This window comes from Glaciihabitans sp. INWT7 (assembly GCF_014217685.1).
Lineage (GTDB): Bacteria > Actinomycetota > Actinomycetes > Actinomycetales > Microbacteriaceae > Lacisediminihabitans.
The window spans coordinates 470734-495393 of record NZ_CP043653.1; the positions used below are offsets into that span (position 1 = coordinate 470734).

Consider the following 24660-nt stretch of genomic DNA (forward strand, 5'->3'; position numbering starts at 1 on the left):
CCGTGACAACCAGAACCACACGCACGCTGTTCATTGCGGCTGCACTCGCCGTGATCCTTCCGCTCAGCGGTTGCGTCGCGTCGTTCCTGCCGAAGTCGCCCGCAACGAAGTCGACGCCCACCAGCGAGAAGGTGGCGGCGGATCTCGAACCGTTCTACAGCCAGGTGCTGAGATGGAAGCCCTGCGAGGGCGGCGACTTCCAGTGTGCGACAGCCAAGGCGCCGATGGACTGGAAGAATCCGGCGACGAAGTCGATCGATCTCGCGCTCATCCGCAAGACCGCCACCGGCACGGCCCTCGGTTCGCTCCTGGTCAACCCGGGAGGTCCGGGCGGCTCAGGCTACGACTTCATCCGCGACAGCCTCGACTATGCGGTCGACGCCAAGCTGCGACAGAACTACGACATCGTGGGCTTCGATCCGCGCGGGGTGAACAAGTCCTCGGCGGTCAAGTGCTACCAAGACCCTGCCGAGATGGACAAGTTCCTCTTCGGAGTCTCGCCGAGTCCCTTCGGCTCCGATGCGTGGATCGCCGACCAGCGGGCCAGCAACACCGCGTTCGGTGCGGCCTGCCTCAAGTACACCGGTGACCTGCTCGGTTTCATCGATACCGACAGCGCCGCCCGCGATCTCGACCTGCTGCGCGCAACACTCGGCGACAAGAAGCTCAACTACCTCGGCTACTCCTATGGCACCCTGCTCGGCGCCACCTATGCCGAGCTCTACCCGAAGAAGACCGGCCACCTGGTGCTCGACGGCGCGCTCGATCCGGCGACCACCAGCTTCGAGGTGGGAGCGACGCAGGCGCAGGGGTTCGAGAGTGCGCTCCGGGCCTACATCAAAGACTGCCTCACCGGCAAGGACTGCCCGTTCAGCGGGTCCGTCGACAGTGCCATGACCGACATCCGCTCCCTGCTCGACAGCCTGAACGCCAGCCCGCTGCGCGCGGACGATGGCCGCGAACTCTCGAGCAGTGTGATGTTCAACGCGATCATCTTCCCGCTCTACAACAAGACGAACTGGCCGTACCTCTCGCAGTTGTTCAGTTCGGTGATGCAGGGCGATCCGACTGTGGCTTTCCGACTGGCCGACAGTTACTACGGCCGCACGGCCAAGGGCACCTACAAAGACAACTCCACCGAAGCCTTCATCGGCATCAACTGCCTCGACTACGCCGCCGAGTCCACCACCGATGCGAGCCTGAGAGCGGATGCCGCACGGCTGGCCGCCCTCGCCCCGACCCTTGGCCCGCAGCTGTCCTATGACACCTCCTGCGCGTCCTGGCCCTTCCAGCCCACCCGTCAGCGTGGTCCGATCGCGGCGGATGGTTCGGCGCCCATCCTCGTCGTCGGCACCACGAACGATCCGGCGACCCCCTACGTCTGGGCGAAAGCACTCGCGAAAGAGCTGCAGAATGGCCATCTCATCACCTACAAGGGCGAGGGCCACACGGCCTACAACAAGTCCAATTCCTGCGTGAACAACGCCGTCGACGATTTCTTCATCGGGGGAACCGTGCCGAAGAAGGATCCGCAGTGTTGAGGAAGTCCGTGACCCTTGCCGTCCTGGCGGTCGGGATGTTGTTTCTGGGTGGGTGCACGACCGCCCTCTTTCCGAGCGTCGAGCACAGCTCGATGCCCACCGGCGAGAAGGTGTCGGCGGCAGAAGCCCCCTACTATCACCAGGTGCTCGACTGGAAGAGCTGTGGGAAGAGCCAGCAGTGCGCCACCGCGACGGCACCGATGGACTGGGATCACCCCTCCAAGTCGACGGACATCTCGCTGGCCCTCACTCGGGCCTCCGCCACCGGCACCCGCCTCGGTTCGCTCTTCGTGAATCCGGGCGGCCCCGGGGCCTCGGGCTACGACCTCGTGCACGACGACCTCGACTATGCGGCATCCAAGACCTTGCAACAGAGCTATGACGTGATCGGATGGGACCCGCGAGGGGTCGGCCGTTCGACTCCCGTCACCTGTTACGACGACAAGAAGCTCGACCAGTTCATCTACGGGGTCGCAAAGAACCCGGTGAACAGCCCCGCCTGGGTCACGGAAGTGACCGACCAGGCCAAGGACTTCGGGGCATCCTGTCTCAAGAACACCGGCCCGGCACTGCAGTTCGTCGATACCCAGAGCACCGTGCACGACCTCGACATGCTGCGCGCGGCGGTGGGGGATACGAAGCTCAACTATCTCGGTTACTCCTACGGCAGCGACATCGGCATGTATTACATCGACCGTTTCGCGAAGAAGGTCGGTCATGTCGTGCTCGACGGTTCCACCGACTCGACACTCTCGATCTTCGACATCAGCCTCACCCAGTCCACCGGATTCGAGGAGGCACTCAAGGCCTACCTCGCCGACTGCCCATCGACGAAGAACTGTCCATTCCCCGGCTCGGTCGACGACAGCCTCGCCAAGATCTCGGCTCTGTACGACCGGCTCACCACCACGCCGATCGATGCGCCGGATGGGCGGGTCCTCGACCAGAACCTGCTCGACACGGCGATCAATTCGGCACTGTACGACAAGTCGTCGTGGCCATATCTCAGCGATATGTTCAGCGAGATCAGGAAGGGCACGACCGACACCGCGTTCCTCCTGGCCGACTCCTACAACGGCCGCAATCCCGACGGCAGCTACAAGGACAACTCGCTTGAGGCCTTCATCGCGATCGGATGCCTCGACTATCCGACCGAGACGGATCCGGCTGTGCTCGCGAGCGAGAGCGCCCAGCTCGTGCAGGCTGCTCCGACGCTGACGCGCCCTTCCGTGATCGGCGACGTGACCTGCGAGAACTGGCCGTTCCACAACCGCACGCCCCCGCCCGTGGTGACCGGAGCCGGTGCCGCGCCCGTGCTCATCCTCTCCTCCACGGGGGATCCCGCGACACCGTATCAGTGGGGTGTCGCGCTCTCGAAGCAGCTGCAGAGCGCGCATCTCGTGACCCGCACGGGCGAGGGGCACACGGCCTACAACCGCGGGATCCCCTGCATCGACAACACCGTCGACCGGTACTTCGTGTCGGGAACAGTCCCCGGGAAGGACCCACTGTGCAGGGGATGACCGGCCCGATCGGTTTGTGCATAATTGCAGAGAATGCAACAATGTGGGCATGACACTCGACCACGCCCATGCGGGATTGCGCGAGCGTAAACGCCTCGCTACGGCTCGGGCGATCGAGATGGCGGCGCTGGACCTGGTCGACGAAAAGGGCATCGACAAGGTGACGGTCGACGAGATCAGTCGCATCGCCGACATCTCGCCGCGCACCTTCTTCAACTACTTCGCATCCAAGGAGTCTGCTCTCGTCGGAGCGACCCCGGAGCTTCCCACGGCAGATGCTGTGGCTGCCTACGTGAACTCTTCGAGCGGCACCGTCTTCGACGGACTCGGGTCTCTCCTCTCGGCGGCCGTCGAGGGAAGGTCCACCGATTCGGAGCTGATGCTGAAGCGCCGCAGCCTGCTCAAGGACTACCCGCAGCTGTTCGCGATGCGGATGGCGGCGATGCGCGAATACGAGGACCGGTTGCGTGAGATCGTCGCCCTTCGCCTGGCGGCGGATGACCCGGCGCTCGCCGCGGATTCCGATCTGCTCCTCAGCAGATCCCGACTTATCACGAACGTGGCCTTCGGAACGATGAAGCACGCCTGGGTGTGCTGGGCCGACAACGAACGCGGGAGCACTCTCAGCGAGAGGCTCAAGGATTCGTTCGAGGAGCTGGGCCGTATCCTCGCGCCAGCACCCGCCGTCTGATCGGCTAAGCTTTCATGCGTTGCCCGCGAGAATTCGCGTGCACGCCGCCTTAGCTCAGTCGGTAGAGCATCTCACTCGTAATGAGAAGGTCGTCAGTTCGATTCTGACAGGCGGCTCCAGTAAACGCGGGGAAGTGCGGCCTCCAGCTCGTGCCTCCGTCGCGTTTGACAGCAACCGTGACAGCAACGTCGCCAGACTTTGCGATTTTCAGGTCATTCATTTGTAGTTCCTCCTTGTTTGTTCGAGGCCGTTGGTGGCTTGACTCCTTTTCGCATTCTTGCCTCGAGCCGAAACCGAGCCACGAAGGCGACGTGTCGCTGGATCGAGGTTCGGGCATCCTTGATTGAGACGCCGGTTAGAGTGAGCCCGCAGCTACACCGGGCAGTCGAGGTGGCCCGATCCTTCGGAGAGATGCGCACAGGTTCGTGCACGATCATCTCGTCGAGGTAGTTCATTTTGTCTCCGTTTCGCTCGGTACCAGCAGAGCGCTGACCGCCGACACCGCGCTGGCCGTCGCGTTCGGTGAGACGTGGGTGTAAAGGTCCGAGGTGATCGACATCGTCGAGTGACCGAGGATCTCCATGACCACTCGCATCGGCACGCCCTGGGCCAGCAGCAGCGATGCGCAGGTGTGCCGCAAATCGTGAAAGCGAATCTGCCGAAGCCCGGCTAATTCGATCGCACGATTGAAACTTCTCCGCAGATTGCTTGGCTCAATTACGGTGCCGATGGTGGTGGTGAACACGAGGTCAAGCTCCGTCCATCCTTCACGAATGATGCGCCTGTCTTCGTCTTGCACCCGGTGCCGCGCGATCAGGGCATCGACGCACAGCTGGGGGAGTGGTATCGATCGACGCGACCGCGCAGTTTTCGGCGGACCCATGACTAGCCCCTCTCCTCGACCAAGCCGCTGCACTGTTTGGCGAACATGGAGCTTGTGCTCGTCGAGGTCGACGTCCTGCCATCGTAGCCCGAGCAGTTCACCACGACGCATCCCCAATGCGAGAGCAAGCGTGAACAGACCAGCGAACGGATGTCCGTCGACGCTATCGAGGAAAGTCGTAGCCTCTTCGGCCGACCACGGCACGACATCGACCTTCTCGATCCGGGTTGGGCGTGTGAGCAAGGCGACATTGCGGTCGACGTACTGTTCGCGCATCGCCTCGGAAAGCATCGAACGCAGAACCGCATGAGCGAGCTGCACCGTGCTCGGAGAAGAGCTGAGCTCAAGCACCTCACCATGAAGCTTTCGAACGTGATCGGGGCGAAGACTGCGGAGCTTGTTGCGCCCCAGCAGCGGCACGATGTACTTGCGCATCACCCAGGCGTAATTCGCCCTCGTGGATGGCCGAAGAGCCGTCGGCGCGATCTCCTCCAGCCAGTGCGAGGCATACGTCTCAACGGTCCACGAGTCGACAGCGGCCGGGATACCCCGATCCGTCTTCGAATTCAGCTCGCCGAGTTGCTGAGACACCGCCTTCCTCGTCGCCCCATAAATCTGACGTCGACGACGACCTCCATCAAGCGTCAGCACGTAAGTCGCAGCGGTCCACCGCCCGTCCTTGCGCTGGTAAATCGACCCCTCGCCGTTCGCTCGCTTGCTCATTGCCCAACTCTCGACGAGCCGAGATTGTCGACATACTCCTGGACGTCGCTGACGAGCACTCGCCTGGACCGCCCAATCTTGAAACTGCGCAACAGGTGCTCGCCGATGAGGTTGTAGACGGTCGAGCGACCAATCCCCAACACCTCAGCGACTTCCTCCGGAGTCAAGAGCATCTTTTCCATTTCATTCACCTCACTCTGTCTTGTTGGATTGACTTGTGCGACGCTGCTCTTCCTGCCATTCACGAGCAGCGGCAGCAGCCTCAGAGGCGAGGAGTGCGTCTCCAGAATCGAGCCAGCCCATTCCGACGAACGACCACTCACCAATCACAAGAGTTGTCTCGTCCTCGAGGTCGTCCGACATCGAATCGGTCGCAGGTCCGGTTCCGTGCAAGCGCTGAACAGCGAGCCTTCTCTGCCAGTTGCGCCGAGCCGATCGGAGCTTGCCCAAGGTCGTCGAGTAGCGCCGTGACTTGGTCGCGAAGTGACCGCGAAAACCGAGCATTCCGACCCACTTGCCCAACAGCGAGTACTGGTCATCCTCGACCGAACCGCGACGGGCGAGCGAGGCTAGATCGTCAATAGTGCGCTTCAGATTGGCGATATGCGGGCGCTGCCCCGCCGATGCGGCGCCCGGATCAACATCCTCCGTTGCCTTCGTCGCATATTTGGCGATATAGGCAGCAACCGCCCGATCGGAGAGTTCGCCCTCGACATCGCCGCCGCCCCGAACGACCACTCGAGCATCACACTGCTTGCCGAAGCGCAGGAGGCGGGCAGGATCACCGGTGACGATGGGATCGGCGACGATCGAGACCGCGGACGCGCTTTCGATAGCAATCGCAGCGAGTCGTTCATCAGAGAGGTCCACCGCGGGCGGCGGGAAAGCATTTTCGTCGGTGGGATCGCCGTCCAGACGGATCAGCGCGTGAAAGTGGATCAGCCCGCGCTTTTGAAACTCCGCGACCTTAGCGAACTGAACTCGCACAAGTCGGCGCGTTGCGGTTTCGGAAAGTCCTAGCGCCTGTGCCAACCGTCGACGCAGAACGATCGTGAACCGTCGCCACAGTTCGGGGGAGTACCACTGCCAGGCGATCTGCCCCACGTAGTCGTAACACTCGTAGCACAACGGCTCACCCGCGATCCGCGAGTCAGGAGAGTGGACCGACATGCACCAGGTCGGCCGGCCGTGAGGGCAAAGTTTCTTATCGGATCGAGGTCGGCATCGAACTGTGCCACCGCGGCCAGGCTTCTTGATTGCGTGCACAGCGCCGAACGTCGGAGCCGTGAGAGTCACGAAGATCAACGGATGCGCGCCCACACCCTCGGGGATGTCTTTGCTCCCTCCGATAGCCCCAGCGACCACGAGGTGCCACATGTCGCCCTTATATTCGTGACTGCATGACGGACACCGCACCGCGCGACGATTGCCGCAGCGAACATACGTGATGCCGTCCGGCTCTGTGGCCGACTCGTAGGACGAGATGACTTCGCCGGAGTGAGCATCGACAACCCTCGAGGAACCGACAAGACGAACCGGGTTAGCGCAGTAGCCGGTGCCTGCAGCTTGCTTGAGCCATTGCTCGAAGTCGGGACGCCGCATCCGATTCGTGGCCGACTTGGCCGAGGTCTGCATGATCAGTTAAGGGAGTCGGTAGCGACGCATTCAGCCGCGGCAAGAACCCCGGTGATGCGCGCAACATCGAGGTCAAGCTTGCACGCGCGTTCCGGAGATCCTGCGGCCCTTTGCGCGGAATTCCACGCCTTCACCTGGTCATCAGTGCAGACCGCATCAGCTACCAGAACGTTCTTGGGCACGTACTCGTAGACGCGGATGTCATCCGAGTAAGCCTTCCCGGCGTCGACGCCAATAGAGAACTTCAAGTTGCAGAAGTTGTAGCTCGCCTGGCTATAACCCGTCTGATATGCCGAGTCTGCTAGTGCGGAGGATTGGCTTCCGATGAGGAATCCACCGACGCCAATCCCTGTAGCTACGGCAAGCGATCCGAGGGAAAGGCCTACTCGGAATGCGACTCTTTTCTTGTTCGAAGTGATGCTCACTGTTCTTCTCCTGTCTTCTGAGTACGACGGCTTCGCCGGGGGCGAGGACTCGTCTGTTCTTCCGAAATGTCCGGCGTAGGGATCGTGATATCCACGTGATGGGGAGCCTCGAACGCGTCAGCTACTTGGGCGATCAATTCGTCGTTGGCATGACCAGCCCGCACGCGAATCGGGTCGCCTCCGTTATCAGGCACGACATAGGCCACACCGGGAAGAGAGGACGGGATCTGGTGACACAGAGCGCCCTTCTCTCGCATCCCCTCGCCGAGCACCATCGACGTCTCAAGGGCGTCGCGAAGTCGAAGCCCAATGGTTTGGGTGAAAAGGCCTCGGGAAGGGAGCGTCTCTTTGCGCGGATCTTGAAGGCAGGCAAAGACTGTGAACCCGGGCGCACGGCCCTGCGAACAGAGCAAAGCAATCGCCACATTCGCCCGTTGTTGCAACTGCCTATCTGAGAGATACGCGGTGAGCGCAGCCAGTTCGTCAATGACGACGAGAACGTGCGGGCTGTTTGTTGTCGCAGCGTGTTGGCGACTCTTTCCCGCAAGCTCGCCGGCACGCCGCTTCATCTGCGAGACAACGTCCTCGAGAAGTTGTACAGCTTCGGCGGGATCGGTCGCGTAGCTCATGAGTAGCTTTCGGCCCATCGTCAGCTCCATCCCGCCCTTGAGATCGATACCGTGCACCTGAATCAGGTTCGAGTGGATCGCTGGTGCAAGCCCGATGAGCAGGCTCCAGATCATGGATGCCTTACCAGAGCCGGACGATCCCGCTACGAGCGTGTGCGGCCCGAGACGAATCGACCAAGGCTGACCTGATGCCTCGACGCCCATCGGGATGGCACGAAGGTCGGCGGACTTCGGCCATGCCGTCGAGAACGGGATGACGAGTGGATCGAGATACTGAACGACACACTCTGCACCGCCAGGTGCAACTGACACCGCCACGGAGAGCGCAGAGAGCGATTCGGCAAGTGCCGGAGCGGCAAGCGCCAGCGAGCGGCGTTCCATGCCCAAAGGCAGTGCGACTTTCAGAACGAGGGACGCACCGCGCCAACCGTAAGTTGTTACGGCTGGAACCTCGAGGCGGCCCGATGCGCCACGTACCGAAAGACCGAGGCGAAGCATCAGTTCCGGCCAGGCTTGAAGGGCGCCCCTCGCGTTCTCTCGCTCCCAACGCCTACGAGCAAGATCCGCCAGTGACAGACCCCGCCCGAATCGCCGCAACATCAGGACGGCAACAACCACAACGACCGATGCGAGGAGAGCCATGTGGACAAAGGCAAACTGATTGAACAGCAGCCCGAAGATAACGACCACAACGATGGCCACTTTGAACCGCCGCCAGGCGTCGCGGGCTTGCAGGCCAAGCCAGCGCAGCTCTCCTCGCAAATCCATGATGGTTATTCGCCCGCCTTGCCCTTGACGGCCGGACGGACGCCGGTCGACCACCACGACATACCCAGGCGGTTCGTCTGACGGTTGACGTAAGGGCTCATCGTCAAGTTCTCGAGCGTGATGAGAATGTGCGGCAGATTCGGCAGTGTCGACGGCAGCTCAGGCTGGAACTGAGAGACGACTTTCACCTCGAGGATGTCCTGGCCTCGCCCGGCGGTCGCCTCTGGGTCCCAAGCACGCAGGTTCCATATCGGAAGCCCTGTCTCTTCGTCTCGGCGTTGCGGACCGGGTTTCCCTTCGATCCAATCGATCGCTGGGGAAACGCCGCCAGCCGTAGTGGTTAGAAAAGGCGGTGTCGGGACCGCGATCCCCTTCCTCGAACTCCGAACGGTCGTTGAGTTTATTTCTGACATTGCCGCAACCTCCTGGGATGTTTGTGCACGGGTCTGGACGCGATTGCGTTCTCCCGCGCGTTCTAATTGAATAAATTCAAGTTAGCCCAATACTTGAATAAATTCAAGTCACGGCGCAAAGGAGAGATCTCCAGGTATATGCGAAAATGAGAAGGACAAGGCCGGAGGGCGTGCAGATGCCGATTGAGCTAATGGAAGACATTCCTGAGCCTGTCCGTCACCTGATCGAGGCGGTAAGCCGTCCAGGCGTTGAAATTAGTCCAACCTCGCTGCGACGAGCTCACCAGGCGGGCCGCAATTTCGGGCCAGAAGGAGCTCGACTTTCAGGAGTGAATCGAGGAGACGACTTCCTCTTCGCAGCAGCCGGAGTGAGTACGCGCCTCGCGGAGGCCGCCGGAAATGTTCGTGCGATCATCAATGCCTATGGCCAGGTTGTTGCCAACCCTCGACCGGATCTGACTCAGTTGGCGAGATGGCAGGATGTGTCGCCAGGTGGCCTTCGCCACCGCTATACCGAAGCGCACGTCATCGCAATCCGACATGTGATGAGCGATGATCCCCTTGTGGATGCCATTCTCGATCCGCTGCCCGGTGTTTTCGATGAGGACCTTAGGGGAGTGAGCCCCGCCATCGACAGACAGCTTGAGGTTCGCGCAGAGATGCGCGTTCGCTGCGGCGAGGAGATGGAGAAACTGTTCGGTAAAAATCCTCAGGCAGTCGTTCTGGATGCTGCGGGAGTTAGCAGCTTTGACCTGGGGCGTTATCGGCTGATCGCTGATCTCGGAGACGTCATGCGGGTTACGTTGGCACGTATTGAGCCAGTGTTAGCAGAGCAGTACGTGAGGTGGGTTGAGGATTTGCTTGTCGTACGCAAACAACAGCAACAGCAAGAGCCTCGCAGGCGGGATCGAAAGAACTCTTAGATCCTGGCTTGGGACAGTTGAGCGGTTCCGCCTTGGACTTCAATAATGGCTTCAAGCCGGGACTAAAACAGAGTTGCTGGCTCAAGGATGCAGCCTGTTGGTCGATTTCGGACCGAGACCCGCTTTGCCCCGTTATTGCGATGCAGTTCGTCGAGACAACATAGCGCCTAGCAGCCAGCACGTCAGTGCCGCGCGGAGTCTCTAGCTCTTTAACCCAACGAGCCTCATGACGGTCCGAATTCGCGTGTCACCGAGCCCACGTCCAGATTTAGGCTGGCCATTCGTTCGTAGAGGTAATCATCCCTGCCACCAGCAGTTCGACAATCAATTCCCGGCGGAGAGCCGGGGAAAGCGACCGTGCAAATTTTCTCGCCGCGTCGCGTTTTTCGGCGTCTGGTCGCGCTTCAATAATGCTTGCAAGAACTAGCACTTCGTTCACGGCCGCCGCGGTCGTCCCTGCCAGAGAGATCGCGGATTCGAGGTCTGCGCCTTTTGAACTGTCCATATTCTTAGGGTAAACATCGCACAAGGCGACTGACGCACAAATAGCCCAAGCTTTCGCCAGAATGAGTCCAGTTAATCAGCGCCCGGGTGGCGTCATTGAGATCAAACCAGCGACACCAGCTATGCGCCCTCGGGTCCGGCGGCCAGGCGATATTCCAGGAGGTCCGACGTCGTTATGTCTTTTCCCTGCACTAGTACGTAGTGAGACTCACGGCGCACCCGAACCTGATCGTCCTGAATCGCGAGTTCGAAAAGCGCTATCCGCCCGTCGTTCGCGAACTGAGCGGAGATTGGCCGGCAGATCATTCCTGGCCATTTCTCAGCGCAAACTGCGATGTCCTGCTCAGTTTGGGTGATGCCGATCTCATCCGAGCCGCCCTTGGCCTGTACGGGCAGGATGAATTGTTGACCGTGCCTGTCAACGGCGACATACACCTCGTCTACTTCAACCTGACCTACGCCCTTTGCCGTCGTCCTGAGGTGATTCTGGAGCGAGTAGGACGCAACGCCGAGGAAGATGTCGATCAATCGGTTATATCGAACGAGCGCCAACAGTGCCTGCTCATCGCCCAGCGCGCTAGCCGCGATGATTTCCGGTGTGGCATCGGGAATCTTGGTAACGGTCAAAGCGAGGTTAGGCTTCACACGTACCTGAGCTGGGATCAAGTCAAAAGCATACTTGGACATCCCGATCGAGCGAATTATCCACTCCGAGCCGTCAGGGGCGGCATCCAGCAAAACCTTGGGAAAGGCGATGCGGTAGCGGATCGCGTAGAGCACATCTCCTAGGTTTTTTGGGACTTTGATGCCGAGAGCATCAGCGGCTTCTGGTAGCTCATCCCGGGTCCACTCAACGTGAGTTTCTCCGACCTTAAAGTGCTTCGCGAAAATCCACGCAGCGAGCTGCTGGTAGCGATTTTCTTTCGAAGGCTTAACTGGCACATCGGACACAATCAACCGACCTTGCGGTCACGCTGTGGAATGACGCGCTCTTTGATCCCGAAATGATCGTGAGCTACTCGAGCTGTCATATAAAGCAAATCCGTATCTCCTAGCTCAATTGCTTTGCCTTTGGTTGGCGTCACACCGTCTGCTTGCAGGATGGCCGATCCCACTGCGCGGGCGAGGCGGGCGGGGACCGAATTCCCAATCTGACGGAAGCCATTCCATTTTGTCGCGTGGAATCGGAACCAATCTGGATAGCCGTGCAGGCGGGCCGCCTCGCGAACTGTAATGACGCGCGGGTACACAGGATGTATCGGTCGAGGAGCAGTGTAGGCGCCGCGGTCCGAGGCCGTGCCAGCCCGTAGGGTGTTGCTGAGCCCATCCGGATGTAAACGCAAGAAGCGGCTCACGACTTCGGTCGTGCCCGGCAGAGCGGCGGCGAAACGGTCGATGGACTTCTTCGTATGAATGGTTCGCGCCGACGAGCTCAGCGCATTTCCCGTGGTCGGACGCGGCCGCGAGAAGTCCGTAGGGTCCTTCTTCGCTCCTCGAAGTTGAGCGGCATAGACGCTTGAAGCGCCGTAAGTAACATCACCAATGTTGTCGTCGTGAAGCAGCTCTTCAAAACCGTCGGCATCGGGAAGATCGCTGAGCGCCTCTAGAACGCTCGGTCCAAGGGGCAGCATGCCCTGGTTTGGCAGCACTCCGCTTATGGTGCGAGCGGTATGGCTCGCAGTTGGATAGGCGGGCAGGTCCACGTCTCTCCGGGCGCCGAGCACAAAGACTCGCCGCCGGGACTGGGGAGTACCGAAGTCGGCAGCTTGAAGAACCTGAATCGGGTCGACGACGCGATAGTCGCCGCCGGCCTCAACCATCTCCACAACCTCGTCGACGAGCTGCCGGTGTCCGCCGACCATAAGGCCCGCGACGTTCTCCATCAGGAAGTAGCGGGGGCGAAGCTCCAGGACGACACGCACGAATTCCTTCAGAAGAGCATTCCGAGGGTCGTCGATCGCACGCCGACCAATCATCGAGATGCCCTGGCAGGGCGGGCCACCTGCCACAAGATGGATCTCGCGATCGCCGATCTCTGATTCCTCACGGATTTGCTGCCCGGTAATCTTCGAGACATCTGCACAAAAAGTCGTGCCGTAAGGGAAGTTGAATTCGTGAACAGCTGCGTGGATGGGGTCATACTCCACAGCTGCCGCGATTTCATACCCGGCCTGCTCAAGTCCTAGCGAAAGTCCACCTGCCCCGGCGAAGAGGTCTACGGCAAGAGGACGGCGAACATCGATCGACATGGTCACCACCGTACCGGTCATGGGTGACATTGCTTACCCGAGCCACGCCTGTTACCGGATCGGCCTATTCTCGAAGGCATGAGTGCGTCCTGGGCCACTAGCGCGACTGCGCGCAAGGTGATGCAGGGCAACCGCGGACGGGACACGAAGCCCGAGCTGGCGGTGCGTCGCTTGGTCCACGCCAGAGGCATGCGCTACCGCGTGAACGCTCGTGTCGAGCCGGACATTCGGCGTAGCGCCGACATGCTGTTTACTCGCAAGCGGATCGCCGTTTTCATCGACGGCTGCTACTGGCACGGCTGCCCAGCGCACTTCGTCTTGCCGAAGGCTCATCCCGATTACTGGGAGGCGAAAATTGCGGGTAACCGTAAAAGGGACGCCGAGACGAATTCGCTGCTCGAGCTCCGAGGATGGACGATTCTTCGCTTTTGGTCACACGAGTCGCCTATCTGCGTCGCGGACAAGGTTGAGGCTGCAGTTCGCGACCGCAACGTGGAGCGAACTGAGACAGTGATTCGCCTAATCAAGCACAAAACATTGCGCTAACGCCAGCTCGCGGTTTGGTCGGCTTAGAGAGAGCCAATCCGCACACTATTTCCGGCCGCCACACCCGAGGCACTTCGTCACGTTGACCAAGCCGGCAGCAATCCCTTTGGTTCTTGACGCGGCCTAACCCTCTCGAATCTGCGAATTCGGATGCTTATCTGCCGAGTCGGAGCTCTGGTGGCAGATAGTTTGAGCACGTGAAGTTAACCCACATACACATCGCATGTTTCCGCGCGATTCGTAAGGCAGACATCGCCGTCGGTAACGAGGTGGCGTTGGTCGGCCAGAATAGCGCGGGAAAAACCTCGATTTTGAGGGCACTCAACGCGTTCTTCAATTTTGAGGACGAAAGGATCGCGTTCGAGAGCGGCCAGCACACATTTCAGGCATCGTCTTTTGCCGTCATCGAACTCACATTCACCGAAGTTCCAGCTACTAGTACGCTGCCTCGAACGTCTGCCGCTGATGAAGTACGAGCCAGGCTGAGATTTCGGAAGCAGGCTCAGTGGCAGATCTTCGATGGACACACCTGGGTCGCCGCCCCCCTCGATCTTCATGCGCTGTTAAGGCAGCACATTTCATTCGCCTTCATTCCGCTTCGGCGAGACCACGAAATCGCAGGCTGGGGTCCGGGCGGTCTCATGGAGCGAGTTGTCGAAGCATCCGTCCGCGCGACCAGGCAAAGGGATCACATAACCCCGGGGATCCGCGCGCTGGGCGAACGTCTGCAGAAACAATCGCTGAACACCTTGGCGACGCAACTGCGTAAAAAAACGCCGCTTCGTGGAAACTTTGAATACACGCTCGACTACGCGATAGCCCCTGACTACTCGGTATTGCTAAGAAATTTGATACTGCACGTTCGAGAAGGCTCGCAAACCGTGAGCCTGGCAGATAGTGGAAGCGGTACCCAGAGTCTTGCTGTTTTCGCTCTCTATTCGTACCTCGCAGAAATCGAGAACAGTACTTATATTCTCGGGTTCGAGGAGCCCGAACAAAATCTGCACCCGCAGGCTCAAATACAACTCCTGACCAAGCTCAAGTCGTTTGGCCTCCAGGTGATTTTCACAACGCACTCTCCCACGATGATCGACGCGCTGGATCATGAGCAGGTGGTTTTGTGTCGTCGTGCGGCATCAGCCACGAGGGCCATAGAGACTCAAGTTACCCAGCTTCCCTCGTCGTTTTTTGCGAGCCGCTCTCTGAACCGGGATGACTATTACAGATTCCATCGACGACGCAATTCCGAGTTCTTCTTCGCGGATCATGTGGTTGTCACGGAGAGTCCTATTGACGCTGCTGTTGTCGGTCAAATGATGGCTGATAGCGGCACGGATCTCGCGTCATCAAGCGTGTCGGTGCTTCCGCTCGATGGAGTTGGGAGTTTGAGCTATGTGTTCCACTTACTTCGAGCGCTTGACATAAAGTCGACGTTCATCGTCGACAAGGACTACTTCTTGCCCTACGTGAACAATTATCGAGACACTAGTCTCGATGCTCACGGGTATCCGAGGTTTGGGAAGACGCTGAAGCACGCGACCGTGGTCGACTGGATCTTCCCCAGAAGTGTGGATAAAAGCAGACTAGAGCGCAATCTCTTCTCAGACCATGCGGCTGCTGCAGCGATGCTTCAATCTGTAGGTTTTCATTGTTTCCGCTGGTCTCTCGAGGTGGATCTTGTCTCATCGCCTTCGACGCGAACGAAGCTGTATGCAGCGATGAATGTTCCGCCTCAGCTTCAATCGGAATACGAGCTCCTCGTGACGAGAAAAAAGACTCTTAAAAAACAGACAACATTGATCAACGGCATCGATGGTGTCCCGGCGAGAGGCCTCCCGATTGCCTACAAAGGTATTCGTCGAGAACTGATGCGAGTTACCGACGAGATTTTGCACGCTTGAACACGTGAGAACTTTCTTTACTCGTTCAAGCCCCGGGCTGCGCCCGGCGAGACCCGGCTGCGGTGCGTCCGGTCCTCGCTCCGCTGCGGTCCGGGCGCTCCTCGCCGGATCAACGGTCGTAGACGTCTTTGCGAAGTCCCAGTGTCACAACGACGATCAACAAAAGGTCGTCCTGCACGGTGTAAACGATCCGATAGTTGCCGATGCGAACGCGCAGACCATCCCGGCCTTGTAGCGCCTTGGCTCCTGGAGGGCGCGGATCTTCACCGAGTAGAGCGATGGCGCCCTGAATGCGTCCTCGATCTTTGGCATCGATCTTCCGGAGAGCCTTGACCGCCGCTGGTCGTAGTTCGATTCGGTATTTGCTCACTCCCAGCCGAGATCCGCTTTGACCTGGGCCCAGGGAATGTTGTCGCCCTCTTCAGACATCGCGGCATCGAATGCGTCCACGTCGGATGCATCCTCAAGGGCGTCCATCATCCGTCCATATTGCTCGGGACTAACCACGACCGCTTCAAGCTTGCCGCGGCGTTCGAGGAACACCGCTTCGCCATGAGCTTGCTCGATCAGTTCGGGGAGACGACTACGCGCGTCGGTGATGCTGACTGTGGACATGCTTGCAGTGTACATTCAAGCCCTCCAGATGTACATATGTCCGCTTCAGGCGTCTCCGCTTTCGCGCGCTCCTATTTCGAGGGCACGCTCTCGATCACCGGTCCGAATCGAGTCGAGGACCATTTGTACGTCTAAAGCGGTTGGTTCCGCGAGGCCAGCACGCTGAAGCTCGACCCGAATTTCGTCTTTGCTCATCTTGTAGCGGTCGATAGCGCGAGCGACAAGAAATTCGTGAGCTGCACGGCGATGCGGGTCGACGACATCTGATTCGTTCACAGCCCACGCCTATCCCGTTCGATGTGAACTTCTGCCATCACGTCGAAGTCAATCAGGTGATCGAAGTACGCGTCCAGTAGTTCCCCGACGGGACCCGGCTCGGCTGGTGCCTGTCCAAATGAATACTGGTGGTTGACCAGCGCATAGATCAGCGAGTCCCGGCTCACCTCACCATCCTTATATAGTCGGCTCCATTCGCGGGCCGTCGTGTGCAGACGGTCGATTACCTCCTCGGGCATACCGGCTTCGATAAGAAAGCGCCGCCCTTCGCCCGGCTCGGCTTTACGGAGCGGCCCGATCATCGGGTCTAACTCGCCTCTTTCGGCGGCCTCTGCCAATCGCAAATATCTCGCTTCATCTTCATCGGTCAACTGGGCCGATGCCCCGTCGTGACGTTGCTGAGCTTGAGCTCGCGCTTCACTCAATCGTTCTAGCAACGCCGCTCGAGATTCTTCGCCTTCAAGCAACACTGTGTCCGGCCCAGTATCGGCCAATTCTTCAGCCCAGCCAGTCGACTTTTCCGCCGCAATTCTCCGACGAACGTCCTCGGAAACTACCGCGTTCGACAGCGCCCGTTGGGTGTTTCTCGCGCTCTGGATTTCGTTGTAGAGATTCGCGTCGAGTGTGCCAGCTTCGAGAGCATCGGTCACCTCTGCCCAGCTGCCTGGAGGGAACGCGTCGGCTCTCTCGTCGACGGCAACAACTTCAGCGATCGTGGCCAGGTGATCCCAGCCCGCGAGAGCGAGGACAAGGTCGTTGCGGGACAGCTTCCCGTGAGTCCATCCTTTGATTAGCTCAGCGGGAGAGACCAAAGCCAAAGGTCTCTCTTGACCAGAGACCCGGGGATCGTCATCGTCGACTTGCGACGCATTGCTGGCGGTAATTGCATCCGACACACGCCCGAGCTCAGCATCCGTTGGATTTGAGATGCCTGCGTACCTGAGCGCATCGCGGATCTCGTCCACGCTCGGTACATGCCCGTTAAGCGAGAAGACCGCAAGGGCATCCCCGATGACCTGAGCGAATGGATCAGACTCGTTCGGGTCGAACATGAAGCGCAATTCTTTGCTCATCGTTTTCCTCCGCTCTCATCCTCGTCGTCGGTTCCGACATCGAATAGCGTTAATGCCGAACCTGTCTCGCTGCCAGACTTTTTCTGTCTGCTCAAACCAAGTGCCTCGCGTTCGGCGGCCGGGATTACAAGAGCCGGATACCCGGGGATGTTGATCTGGCTGAGAAGCGCGGAAAGGTCAAGGTCGAATTCGAGCGACTCCATAATTTCGTACCGAGACTCGGCCCAACGCAAGTCCGCCTCAGCGATTGACCTGGTCCATCCATTTACCCGCTGCAAGGTCGCAACCAGCATTGGCGTGGTGCCTACAGTTGCCGCGAGTCCAGCGTGCTGCACGGCGTGACACGACTTGCACAGAGCAATCAGCCGTTCGAGACGCTGCACATAGACGCCGTCGCGTCGCTCGAAGACCCACAGTTCGTGGCAATCGGGGCGCTGGGATTTGCCGTGCGGGCCGAAGGACTGTTCGTCACAGACCTCACAAACCCCACCGGCCGCGTAACTGGTGTCGCTGCTCAACCGTGCCCACTGCGACCAACTGAGGATGCCGCGCAAGTTTGAGTGGTGGGTCGATGGCGGCAGCATGTCAGCGTGAAGCTTGGTCTCGTTCCGCCCCGCATTCGGAATTAGTCTCGGCGAAGTCACCGTCTCCCAAAAGCGGTCATGCATGAGACCCGCCAAGGTGAAGAGAACTGACAGCAACGGTGACAGCAACCCGAGCGAATCCGAGTGGATTCAAGCGACTCGACGGGACAGCAGATCGCCGGAATTCCGGGCGTGACGGACTGTTGCAGACCCGTCGAACCTTTCTCGTAATGAGAAGGTCGTCAGTTCGATTCTGACAGGCGGCTCCGTAGAACATCGGACCGGCCAGCACTTTTGTGGTCACGTCGTTCGATACACTCGGCAAGGTACTGCCCAGACACTCCGCGGAACACTCCTGTTAGGTGCTGCGGGTGTCGGATGTCTCAGCCAGAATGAGCACATGACTTGGAACCCCTTCGGCGCGGAGCTTGAGCAGAATCAGACGCTCGTTGACGGCGTACCCGAGTGGATGCTCAGTTCCTTTCGAGAACGAGTAAAGATCGAGTTCACCCGGACGGTGCGGTCCGGCAACTACGTAGGCGCGACGTACAACGAAAACCGGGTTGACCGGATGCGACAGTTCGATCTTGCATCTCGCGGGAGACCGTTTGCAGACGTGCTCGCCAAACACAGCCCCAGTGCCGTCTTCGATTCCATGACATCGGATGAACAGCTACGCCTTATCGATTGGCTCGTCAAAGATAACGCGAATTCAAATGAGTCTGGCAACGCTGAGATCGAGAAAATTCTGGCTGCGGGCGGCTCAAAGTGGAAGGTCGGCACCCGTGATGGTTCTCCCGGACTAGAGTCCCGCGTTCCGCTCGGCGTGCAAGACGCAGCCGAAGCCGCTATCACAACTCCCGGCGACGCCGGTCGCCTTTTGTCAGATGCGTGGCATGGCGTCTACGGGATCAACCCGCAACCAGACCTTGGCTATCGGAAGTCCATAGAAGCGGTTGAGGCGTTGGTCTTGCCGCTCGTGATGCCGAATGACGACACTGCAACGTTGGGAAAGGCAATAGGGAAGATGCGCGTCGACGGCGACTGGAAGCTTCCTTTTATCAAAGAGCATAAGGAGAACCCGAGTCCAGCAGTCGTTCTCGGGATGATGCAGGCATTGTGGTCGGGTCATAGCGATCGGCACCCGGGAACTAAAAGTTATGTGCTCTCTACATCAGAGGCCGCCGAGGCGGCGGTATCTCTGGCTGTCACTCTCGTCAACCTGTTTGCATCGGGATCAATCGCACGCCGCCCGTAGCTGGCCTCGAAGAGACCGCTCCGAGCTTGTCCATGTCTGAGTCGTGGTCGCCGTTGAACAAGTGCGTGTAGATGGAGTCCGTGGTGTTGATGTTCGCGTGGCCCATCCAGCGGGACACTTTGCGAATGTGGGACTGCTGACGATTTAGTTGACTCGTCTTATTTGGGGTTTCAGGCCGCATGGGCGGCTTGTGAATTGATTATCTCGAACTCGATCGGAGTGAGCCTGCCGAGTCCTCGCTGTCGGCGCCGGCGGTGGTAGGTCCGCTCGATCCAGGTCACCATCGCGAGGCGAAGTTCCTGCCGGGTCCGCCACTTCTTCTTGTCGAGAACGTTATTCTGCAGCAGCGCGAAGAACGATTCCATAGCGGCGTTGTCACCGCACGCGCCGACCCGTCCCATCGAACCGGTGATGCCCTCCTGCCGCAGCAACTCGACGAATTTCCTGGACTGGAATTGCGATCCGCGGTCCGAATGCAGGATAGTTCCGTCGACATCGCGGAGGGCGACGGCGTTGCGCACCGCCGCTACCGCGAGCTCCGCCGTCATCCGCGAATCGATCGAGTAACCAATGATCCGGTTCGACCACAGGTCCTTGATCGCGCACAAATACAGCTTGCCCTCGTCGGTCCAATGCTCGGTGATATCGGTCAACCACAGCTGGTTCGCCCGCTGCGCGGTGAAGTCGCGTTGCACGAGGTCGTCATGGACGGGAGGGCCAGCTTTGCGGTTCAGGCCGCGTTTCTTCGAGAAATGCGACCAGATCCTCTGCTGTGAACACAGCCTCCACACACGCCGCTCCGACGCCGGAATGCCGGACTCCGCCTCGATCTCGTCCGCGATGAACCGATACCCGAACCCCGGCTCGTCGCCATGGATAGCGAGGGCGGCGTTGATCAGGTGGGCGTTATCCCAGTCGCGTGACAACACCGGGTTCCTCCGCCAGACGAAATATGCCTGCTTCGAGAAGCCCAGCACCCGGCAGGTCACCGCGACCGGAATCTTCCGATCGACGGCCAGTTCGAGGACCAGCGGGAACATCATTTTGGGAGCGACGACTGCGACAAATACGCGGCCGCCCGGCGCAGGATCTCGTTCTCTTGCTCCAGCAGCCGGATCCGTTTCTTCGCCTCCCGCAACTCGGCCGCATCAGCCTGCGTCACCCCGGGCCGATTCCCCTCTTCAATATCGGCCAGTTTCAACCAGCGTTGCAGACACGATTCGGAGATCCCAAAGCCCTTCGCCACCCGGGCGATCGGAGCCTCGTTCTTCCGGGCGACGGCAACAACGTCGCGACGGAACTCCAAGGGAAATGCTTTCGGCATACTGAACATCCTTTCGTGAGAATCGAAATCCTCACAAATCAGGAGTCAATCAAACCGACAGCAGTCCCAGGATTCGCAATTTGTGTGTCAGTGGGCGCGTGGTGGAGATTTGCGTGGAGCCCCATCGGTACTCAATCGGTCCCGTAAATCCGATACTCAGCGAAATTGAAGATGTTGACGCCCTAGCTTGCAACGTATGAAATTGTAGAAACCAGAAAATCGGCCTTAGATTCGCACTCGTAATGAGAAGGTCGTCAGTTCGATTCTGACAGGCGGCTCCCCTCGGAGCTCGACTATTTCGCTGTTCCCTGTCACAAATCTTCGGCCGCCCGATCGCCATCGAGCGACTATCGGTCATCGATCTAGGAAGTTCACGACCCTGCTCAGCAGTAGTTCCGTCGATGACTGGTCGTATTCCGGCAGTGACGAATCGGCGAACAGGTGTCCGGATCCGGGGTAGAGGAACAGCTCGCCGTCTTGTGCTTCGGCAACCAGCGCACGCGCGGCATCCTCGTCACCAGAGTCCGCGAATTCGGGATCGGATTGGGACCCGTGCACCTGTACGCGCACGCCCGAGGGCCATCCGTCGCCGAATTCCTCGGCCGGAAGGCAGGCACTGAAGAACAGTGCGCCCCTCGCTCCGACCCGGGTCTGCGCGAGCTGCTGGGCCGGAATGACGCCAAGCGAGAATCCCGCGTAGACGAGATCGGGATCGAGAGCTGTTGCCGCGGCGATTCCCCGCTCGGCGATGTGATCGAATCCCATCTCCTTCGCGTGCGCGATCCCCTCGTCGAGCGTCGCGAAGGTGAGGCCGTCGTACAGGTCGGGGAGGTGCACTGTGTGTCCCGCATCCCGAAGCAGCTCCGCGAAATCGACCATCCCAGCAGTCAGGCCCTGCGCGTGATGAAACAGGATGATCTGACTCATGGATCTCCAATGATCGAAGTTTGTCGGACAATCGACAATGTTGGCCTCTTCTCGCGATGGCCACCAGCCCCGAAGTTCGAGACTTCGAGCTCGACGACGAGCTCGAACTGTCGACGGTCGCGCAGGTCAAGGCAGTGGGTGATCCACTTCGCACGATGATCCTTGGTCTGCTTCACGAGCGGGCGGCGACCGTGTCGGAGCTCGCCATCGCGGTCGGTCGGCCGAAGGGCACGGTGGCGCACCACGTGAAGGTGCTGACGGATGCGGGACTGCTGCGCGTCGTGCGCACCCGAAGTGTGCGGGCGATCGACGAGCGTTTCTCCGGTCGAAGTGCACGCATGTTCTCCGTGGGGCTCGGCCGACGCGCGACCGATGGGTCCGCGCTCCCTGTCGACTTCAACGACTTCGAGGTCGCTGCCGTCGAGTCTGCTGCCTCATTCGAAGCCGGCCGGCTGCGTGCCTTCATCAGGCACGCCCGCATTCCCAGTGATCAGGCATCGATGTGCCGGGAGCGGATGCTCGACGCCGTTCGCGAGTTCGAGCGGCTTCCGCGATCGGGCGACAGGCTCTACGGCATCACCGTCGGCCTCTACCCTATGCTCGGTCACCCCGTGATTCCCGCCCCGGAAGAGGGTGGCGGGGAGGTCCCGGCATCGCCGTGATCCGCTCGAACGACATCGTTCGCGATTCTTCACAGCTCGCTGCGATTGCCGGAACCGTTGAGGCTGGCAGTGCAGACAATGCCCCAGAGAGAATCGCGGCAGGGCCGGTCGGAGCAAGCGCGCACTGTAGCCAGCGCGGCGTTGTTAGTCGATGATTGCCGTGTGCTGCCGGAAACAAGCAGGAGCCTCTTGATCCAACCGAGCCTGGGGCTCGCGTCGCTGACTCTGGAACGGCCCTTTCGACAGCCAGAGATGACGGTGAAAGACGACACAAGGAGCGCGATCCGAATGAACTCGAATCAAGAAGAATCGAACGGCGAGACTCGCCTGGCCTACATCCTGGGCGTGCCTCTAGCCGAGGACGTTGTGCGGCAGTGGCCCCAGATGGGCGAGATCGTGCGAACACGCCGGCTGATCGGCAGCGTCGAGGGCAACTTCCCCGAATTGACCCTCGAAGTCGGCCGACGCCTCCACCTGACGGATGTGGTGGTGGTCGAGTGGACGTGCAATTACGGCGACGGTCGTCTCTATCGCAACGTGACCATCGGGGAACTCGAGGGAGGGAAGGCGGTGCGGGTCACCGACTACTGGGGTGAACCCACCGATACCCCGCAGTGGCGCGAGTCGGTGACCGACCGGCTCGACATGCCTGGCGACGGGATCTGGAAGGACGACGAACACCTCAATCATCACTAGTCCTCCCCAGCGGGACCCGCGGGGGCGCACGGTACGATGGTCACTGGTGTGCCGGGAAGTCTGGTCGGTGGGCGGTCGCGTGATCGCTCTTCCGCCTCACTGAACCCACTTCCGTGGGGAGGGAGCACCATGAGCATCATCCGTTCCGAGCGCGTCGCTGCCGTTCTCCTGCTTGTCGCTGCGGCGCTTGGCCTTCTGCTCGCCAACACCCCCGCCGGCCCATCGCTGATGGCGCTGCAAGATCTGCACCTGGCCATCCCGGGTACACCGCTCGACCTGTCGGTGGGGCACTGGATCAGTGATGGGCTTCTCGCCGTCTTCTTCTTCGTGGTCGCCGTCGAGTTGAAGAACGAACTGATGGTTGGCCAGCTCAATTCGGTCTCGAGGGCCGTCCGTCCCGCGATCGCGGCGCTCGGCGGTGTCGTCGTGCCGGCCGCGATCTACCTCGCGTTCACGGCGGGCAGCAAGTACCAGGGCGGATGGCCGATCCCGACCGCCACGGACATCGCCTTCGCGCTCGGCGTGCTCGCGGTCTTCGGCCGGGGAATTCCGTCCCGGCTGCGCATCTTCATCCTCGCCCTCGCGATCCTGGACGACATCGTCGCGATCCTGATCATCGCGGTGTTCTTCACCTCCGACCCCGATCTCGTGCTCATCGGCATCGCGGCGGTCGGCGTCGTACTCTTCGGTGTGCTCAGCCGCTTTCTCGGTTCACGATGGCGGATACTCGTGATCGCGGGCATGATCGCGGTCGCGCTGGTCACCTGGTCGCTTGTCTACCTTTCGGGTATCCACGCGACGATCGCCGGAGTGGCGCTGGGCCTGGCGATGGCCCGCAAGCCCGGGATGCACGTGCGGCATGCTCTCGAACCGGTGAGCAATGGTGTGGTGCTCCCTCTGTTCGCGTTCTCCGCGGCCCTCGTCGCCATTCCCCAGGTGGCGATTTCGCAGCTTCCCGCTCCCTTCTGGGGCATCCTCGTCGCCCTGCCCGTCGGCAAGATCGTCGGTATCAGTCTCGGTGGATGGCTGTCGTCGCTCATCGGCGCGCGCGGGTCGCGACCGCAGCTGACCTTCCAGGGGCTCGTGACGGCCGGAGCTCTCGGCGGGGTCGGCTTCACGGTCTCGCTCTTGATGAATGAACTGGCTTTCGCCCGCAATCCGGAGGTCGCCGATGCGGGGACCCTCGCGGTGCTGCTCGGATCCATGGTCTCCATCGTCATCGCGGCGATTCTCGTCTCGCGACTGGCGGCGTACTACCGTCGGCTGCGCGAGCTGAGGCAATACGCGATCGAGAAGCGCGAGAGTTGAGTGGGCAGCGGGGTCCCGCTCCGCGATGGGCAGAGGTCGCCAGCGGAGCAGTCGACTAGCGGCGGCTTAGAGGCCGAGGATCAGGAGCTCTTCCACAGCGGGTTCGCTCGCGGCATCCGCGAAGATCTCGAGGGCCGAGACCACCGACTGCTGGTCTTCCGCAGACATGGTCGCGATGATGTCGGAAACCGCATGTCGACGCCGCGCGGTGACTTCGTCCACGAGGGCCCGCCCTGATTCGGTCGCCCGGATCAACACTTCGCGACGGCTGTCGGGACTCGGTCCCCGTTCGACCCAACCGCCGGCGACCATGCGGTCGATCGATCGGCTGAAGGTCGACGAATTCGCCCCCATTCGCTCGGCGAGACTGCCCATCCGAAGCGGACCGGAACTGGTCAGCACCACGAGCACCCGAAATTGGGGGAGAGTGACGAACTCGAGAGCCGGTGACACCGACCGGGCGACGACGCCCAAGAGTGCCCGCGACGAGGTGAGGATCGCTTCTGTGGTCTGGGCTCGGAGACGGGGAGTTTGGTTCACAGTTTTCCTGTCCTGCGGGTATGGCACTTCGCGGAATGCATAC

Annotated in this window: 27 protein-coding genes and 1 tRNA gene; 11 read left to right on the forward strand and 17 right to left on the reverse strand. The window is 60.4% G+C overall.

Features of this window, described 5'->3' with window-relative positions; translation table 11 throughout:
- The first annotated feature begins 2 nt into the window (after positions 1-2).
- From F1C58_RS02335 to F1C58_RS02350, 4 genes are all read left to right on the forward strand, one after another.
- Entirely contained in the window at positions 3-1541 is a 1539-nt protein-coding gene (locus F1C58_RS02335) for an alpha/beta hydrolase (protein ID WP_255461219.1), read from the forward strand.
- Positions 1535-3064, forward strand: coding sequence for an alpha/beta hydrolase (locus tag F1C58_RS02340; protein ID WP_255461220.1), 1530 nt, complete (start codon positions 1535-1537; stop codon positions 3062-3064). Before F1C58_RS02335 ends, F1C58_RS02340 begins: the two co-directional genes overlap by 7 nt.
- 49 nt (positions 3065-3113) lie before the next feature.
- Positions 3114-3755, forward strand: coding sequence for a TetR/AcrR family transcriptional regulator (locus F1C58_RS02345; RefSeq protein ID WP_185202425.1), 642 nt, complete (start codon positions 3114-3116; stop codon positions 3753-3755).
- Between the two features lie 43 nt (positions 3756-3798).
- A tRNA-Thr gene (locus F1C58_RS02350) sits at positions 3799-3874 on the forward strand.
- Positions 3875-4206: 332 nt separating this feature from the next.
- Here F1C58_RS02350 and F1C58_RS02355 read toward each other — a convergent pair.
- Genes F1C58_RS02355 through F1C58_RS02380 form a run of 6 tightly spaced genes read right to left on the reverse strand, consistent with a single transcriptional unit; the run spans position 4207 to position 9231 of the window.
- The gene (locus tag F1C58_RS02355) at positions 4207-5361 is read right to left on the reverse strand and encodes a site-specific integrase (protein ID WP_185202426.1); all 1155 of its coding nucleotides are present in this window, start codon (positions 5359-5361) and stop codon (positions 4207-4209) included.
- Positions 5358-5543: a helix-turn-helix domain-containing protein gene (locus tag F1C58_RS02360; RefSeq protein ID WP_185202427.1), complete on the reverse strand. Its 186-nt coding sequence runs from the start codon at positions 5541-5543 to the stop codon at positions 5358-5360. Before F1C58_RS02360 ends, F1C58_RS02355 begins: the two co-directional genes overlap by 4 nt.
- A 10-nt stretch (positions 5544-5553) precedes the next feature.
- Positions 5554-6996, reverse strand: a complete 1443-nt coding sequence (locus F1C58_RS17050; protein WP_185202428.1) for a replication initiator — start codon at positions 6994-6996, stop codon at positions 5554-5556.
- A 2-nt stretch (positions 6997-6998) separates the two neighbouring features.
- The gene (locus F1C58_RS02370) at positions 6999-7421 is read right to left on the reverse strand and encodes a hypothetical protein (RefSeq protein ID WP_185202429.1); all 423 of its coding nucleotides are present in this window, start codon (positions 7419-7421) and stop codon (positions 6999-7001) included.
- Positions 7418-8818: an FtsK/SpoIIIE domain-containing protein gene (locus tag F1C58_RS02375; protein ID WP_185202430.1), complete on the reverse strand. Its 1401-nt coding sequence runs from the start codon at positions 8816-8818 to the stop codon at positions 7418-7420. Before F1C58_RS02375 ends, F1C58_RS02370 begins: the two co-directional genes overlap by 4 nt.
- A 5-nt stretch (positions 8819-8823) precedes the next feature.
- A complete protein-coding gene (locus tag F1C58_RS02380) occupies positions 8824-9231 on the reverse strand; it encodes a hypothetical protein (protein ID WP_185202431.1) in 408 nt (135 codons plus the stop codon).
- A 170-nt stretch (positions 9232-9401) separates the two neighbouring features.
- Between F1C58_RS02380 and F1C58_RS02385 the strand changes: the two genes are divergently transcribed.
- Positions 9402-10154, forward strand: coding sequence for a hypothetical protein (locus F1C58_RS02385; RefSeq protein WP_185202432.1), 753 nt, complete (start codon positions 9402-9404; stop codon positions 10152-10154).
- A gap of 268 nt (positions 10155-10422) precedes the next feature.
- On the opposite strand, the gene F1C58_RS02390 is transcribed toward F1C58_RS02385, so the two are convergent.
- The 3 genes from F1C58_RS02390 to F1C58_RS02400 form a co-directional block, all read right to left on the reverse strand.
- Positions 10423-10659, reverse strand: coding sequence for a hypothetical protein (locus F1C58_RS02390; protein WP_185202433.1), 237 nt, complete (start codon positions 10657-10659; stop codon positions 10423-10425).
- Positions 10660-10778: 119 nt separating this feature from the next.
- Positions 10779-11609, reverse strand: coding sequence for an endonuclease (locus F1C58_RS02395; protein ID WP_255461221.1), 831 nt, complete (start codon positions 11607-11609; stop codon positions 10779-10781).
- Positions 11610-11611: 2 nt separating this feature from the next.
- Positions 11612-12928, reverse strand: coding sequence for a DNA cytosine methyltransferase (locus F1C58_RS02400; protein WP_255461222.1), 1317 nt, complete (start codon positions 12926-12928; stop codon positions 11612-11614).
- Between the two features lie 57 nt (positions 12929-12985).
- On the opposite strand from F1C58_RS02400, the gene F1C58_RS02405 reads away from it, so the two are divergent.
- Both F1C58_RS02405 and F1C58_RS02410 read left to right on the forward strand, forming a co-directional pair.
- Positions 12986-13453: a very short patch repair endonuclease gene (locus F1C58_RS02405; RefSeq protein ID WP_185202434.1), complete on the forward strand. Its 468-nt coding sequence runs from the start codon at positions 12986-12988 to the stop codon at positions 13451-13453.
- Positions 13454-13650: 197 nt separating this feature from the next.
- On the forward strand, positions 13651-15354 hold the full coding sequence (locus F1C58_RS02410) for an ATP-dependent endonuclease (protein ID WP_185202435.1): 1704 nt from the start codon (positions 13651-13653) through the stop codon (positions 15352-15354).
- Positions 15355-15463: 109 nt separating this feature from the next.
- On the opposite strand, the gene F1C58_RS02415 is transcribed toward F1C58_RS02410, so the two are convergent.
- Genes F1C58_RS02415 through F1C58_RS02435 form a run of 5 tightly spaced genes read right to left on the reverse strand, consistent with a single transcriptional unit; the run spans position 15464 to position 17986 of the window.
- A complete protein-coding gene (locus F1C58_RS02415) occupies positions 15464-15724 on the reverse strand; it encodes a type II toxin-antitoxin system RelE/ParE family toxin (RefSeq protein WP_185202436.1) in 261 nt (86 codons plus the stop codon).
- Positions 15721-15969, reverse strand: a complete 249-nt coding sequence (locus tag F1C58_RS02420) for a type II toxin-antitoxin system Phd/YefM family antitoxin (protein WP_185202437.1) — start codon at positions 15967-15969, stop codon at positions 15721-15723. Before F1C58_RS02420 ends, F1C58_RS02415 begins: the two co-directional genes overlap by 4 nt.
- A gap of 45 nt (positions 15970-16014) precedes the next feature.
- The gene (locus F1C58_RS02425) at positions 16015-16245 is read right to left on the reverse strand and encodes a hypothetical protein (RefSeq protein ID WP_185202438.1); all 231 of its coding nucleotides are present in this window, start codon (positions 16243-16245) and stop codon (positions 16015-16017) included.
- Positions 16242-17318 carry a hypothetical protein gene (locus F1C58_RS02430; RefSeq protein ID WP_185202439.1) on the reverse strand — a complete coding sequence of 359 codons (1077 nt, stop codon included), beginning with the start codon at positions 17316-17318 and terminating at the stop codon, positions 16242-16244. The genes F1C58_RS02425 and F1C58_RS02430 overlap by 4 nt, the downstream gene beginning before the upstream one ends.
- A complete protein-coding gene (locus F1C58_RS02435; protein ID WP_185202440.1) occupies positions 17315-17986 on the reverse strand; it encodes a hypothetical protein in 672 nt (223 codons plus the stop codon). Before F1C58_RS02435 ends, F1C58_RS02430 begins: the two co-directional genes overlap by 4 nt.
- 316 nt (positions 17987-18302) lie before the next feature.
- Between F1C58_RS02435 and F1C58_RS02440 the strand changes: the two genes are divergently transcribed.
- Positions 18303-19160, forward strand: coding sequence for a hypothetical protein (locus F1C58_RS02440; RefSeq protein WP_185202441.1), 858 nt, complete (start codon positions 18303-18305; stop codon positions 19158-19160).
- 170 nt (positions 19161-19330) lie between these two features.
- Here F1C58_RS02440 and F1C58_RS02445 read toward each other — a convergent pair.
- Both F1C58_RS02445 and F1C58_RS02450 read right to left on the reverse strand, forming a co-directional pair.
- Positions 19331-20484, reverse strand: a protein-coding gene (locus F1C58_RS02445; protein ID WP_185202442.1) for an IS3 family transposase whose coding sequence is annotated in 2 segments (ribosomal slippage) — positions 19331-20211 and positions 20211-20484 — 1155 coding nt in all. Because the reading frame shifts where the segments join, the coding sequence is not laid out codon by codon here.
- Between the two features lie 354 nt (positions 20485-20838).
- Positions 20839-21411, reverse strand: a complete 573-nt coding sequence (locus F1C58_RS02450; protein WP_185202443.1) for a dienelactone hydrolase family protein — start codon at positions 21409-21411, stop codon at positions 20839-20841.
- A gap of 56 nt (positions 21412-21467) precedes the next feature.
- Here F1C58_RS02450 and F1C58_RS02455 point away from each other — a divergent pair, with 56 nt between their 5' ends.
- The 3 genes from F1C58_RS02455 to nhaA all read left to right on the forward strand — a co-directional run bounded on the left by F1C58_RS02455 (position 21468) and on the right by nhaA (position 24077).
- Entirely contained in the window at positions 21468-22073 is a 606-nt protein-coding gene (locus tag F1C58_RS02455; RefSeq protein WP_185202444.1) for a transcriptional regulator, read from the forward strand.
- A gap of 288 nt (positions 22074-22361) precedes the next feature.
- Positions 22362-22769: a nuclear transport factor 2 family protein gene (locus tag F1C58_RS02460; RefSeq protein ID WP_185202445.1), complete on the forward strand. Its 408-nt coding sequence runs from the start codon at positions 22362-22364 to the stop codon at positions 22767-22769.
- A gap of 129 nt (positions 22770-22898) precedes the next feature.
- Entirely contained in the window at positions 22899-24077 is a 1179-nt protein-coding gene (gene nhaA, locus F1C58_RS02465) for a Na+/H+ antiporter NhaA (RefSeq protein WP_185202446.1), read from the forward strand.
- Positions 24078-24143: 66 nt separating this feature from the next.
- Here nhaA and F1C58_RS02470 read toward each other — a convergent pair whose 3' ends face one another.
- Positions 24144-24617 (reverse strand): MarR family winged helix-turn-helix transcriptional regulator, encoded by a 474-nt coding sequence (locus F1C58_RS02470; protein WP_185202447.1) that lies wholly within the window; start codon positions 24615-24617, stop codon positions 24144-24146.
- Between the last annotated feature and the right edge of the window lie 43 nt (positions 24618-24660).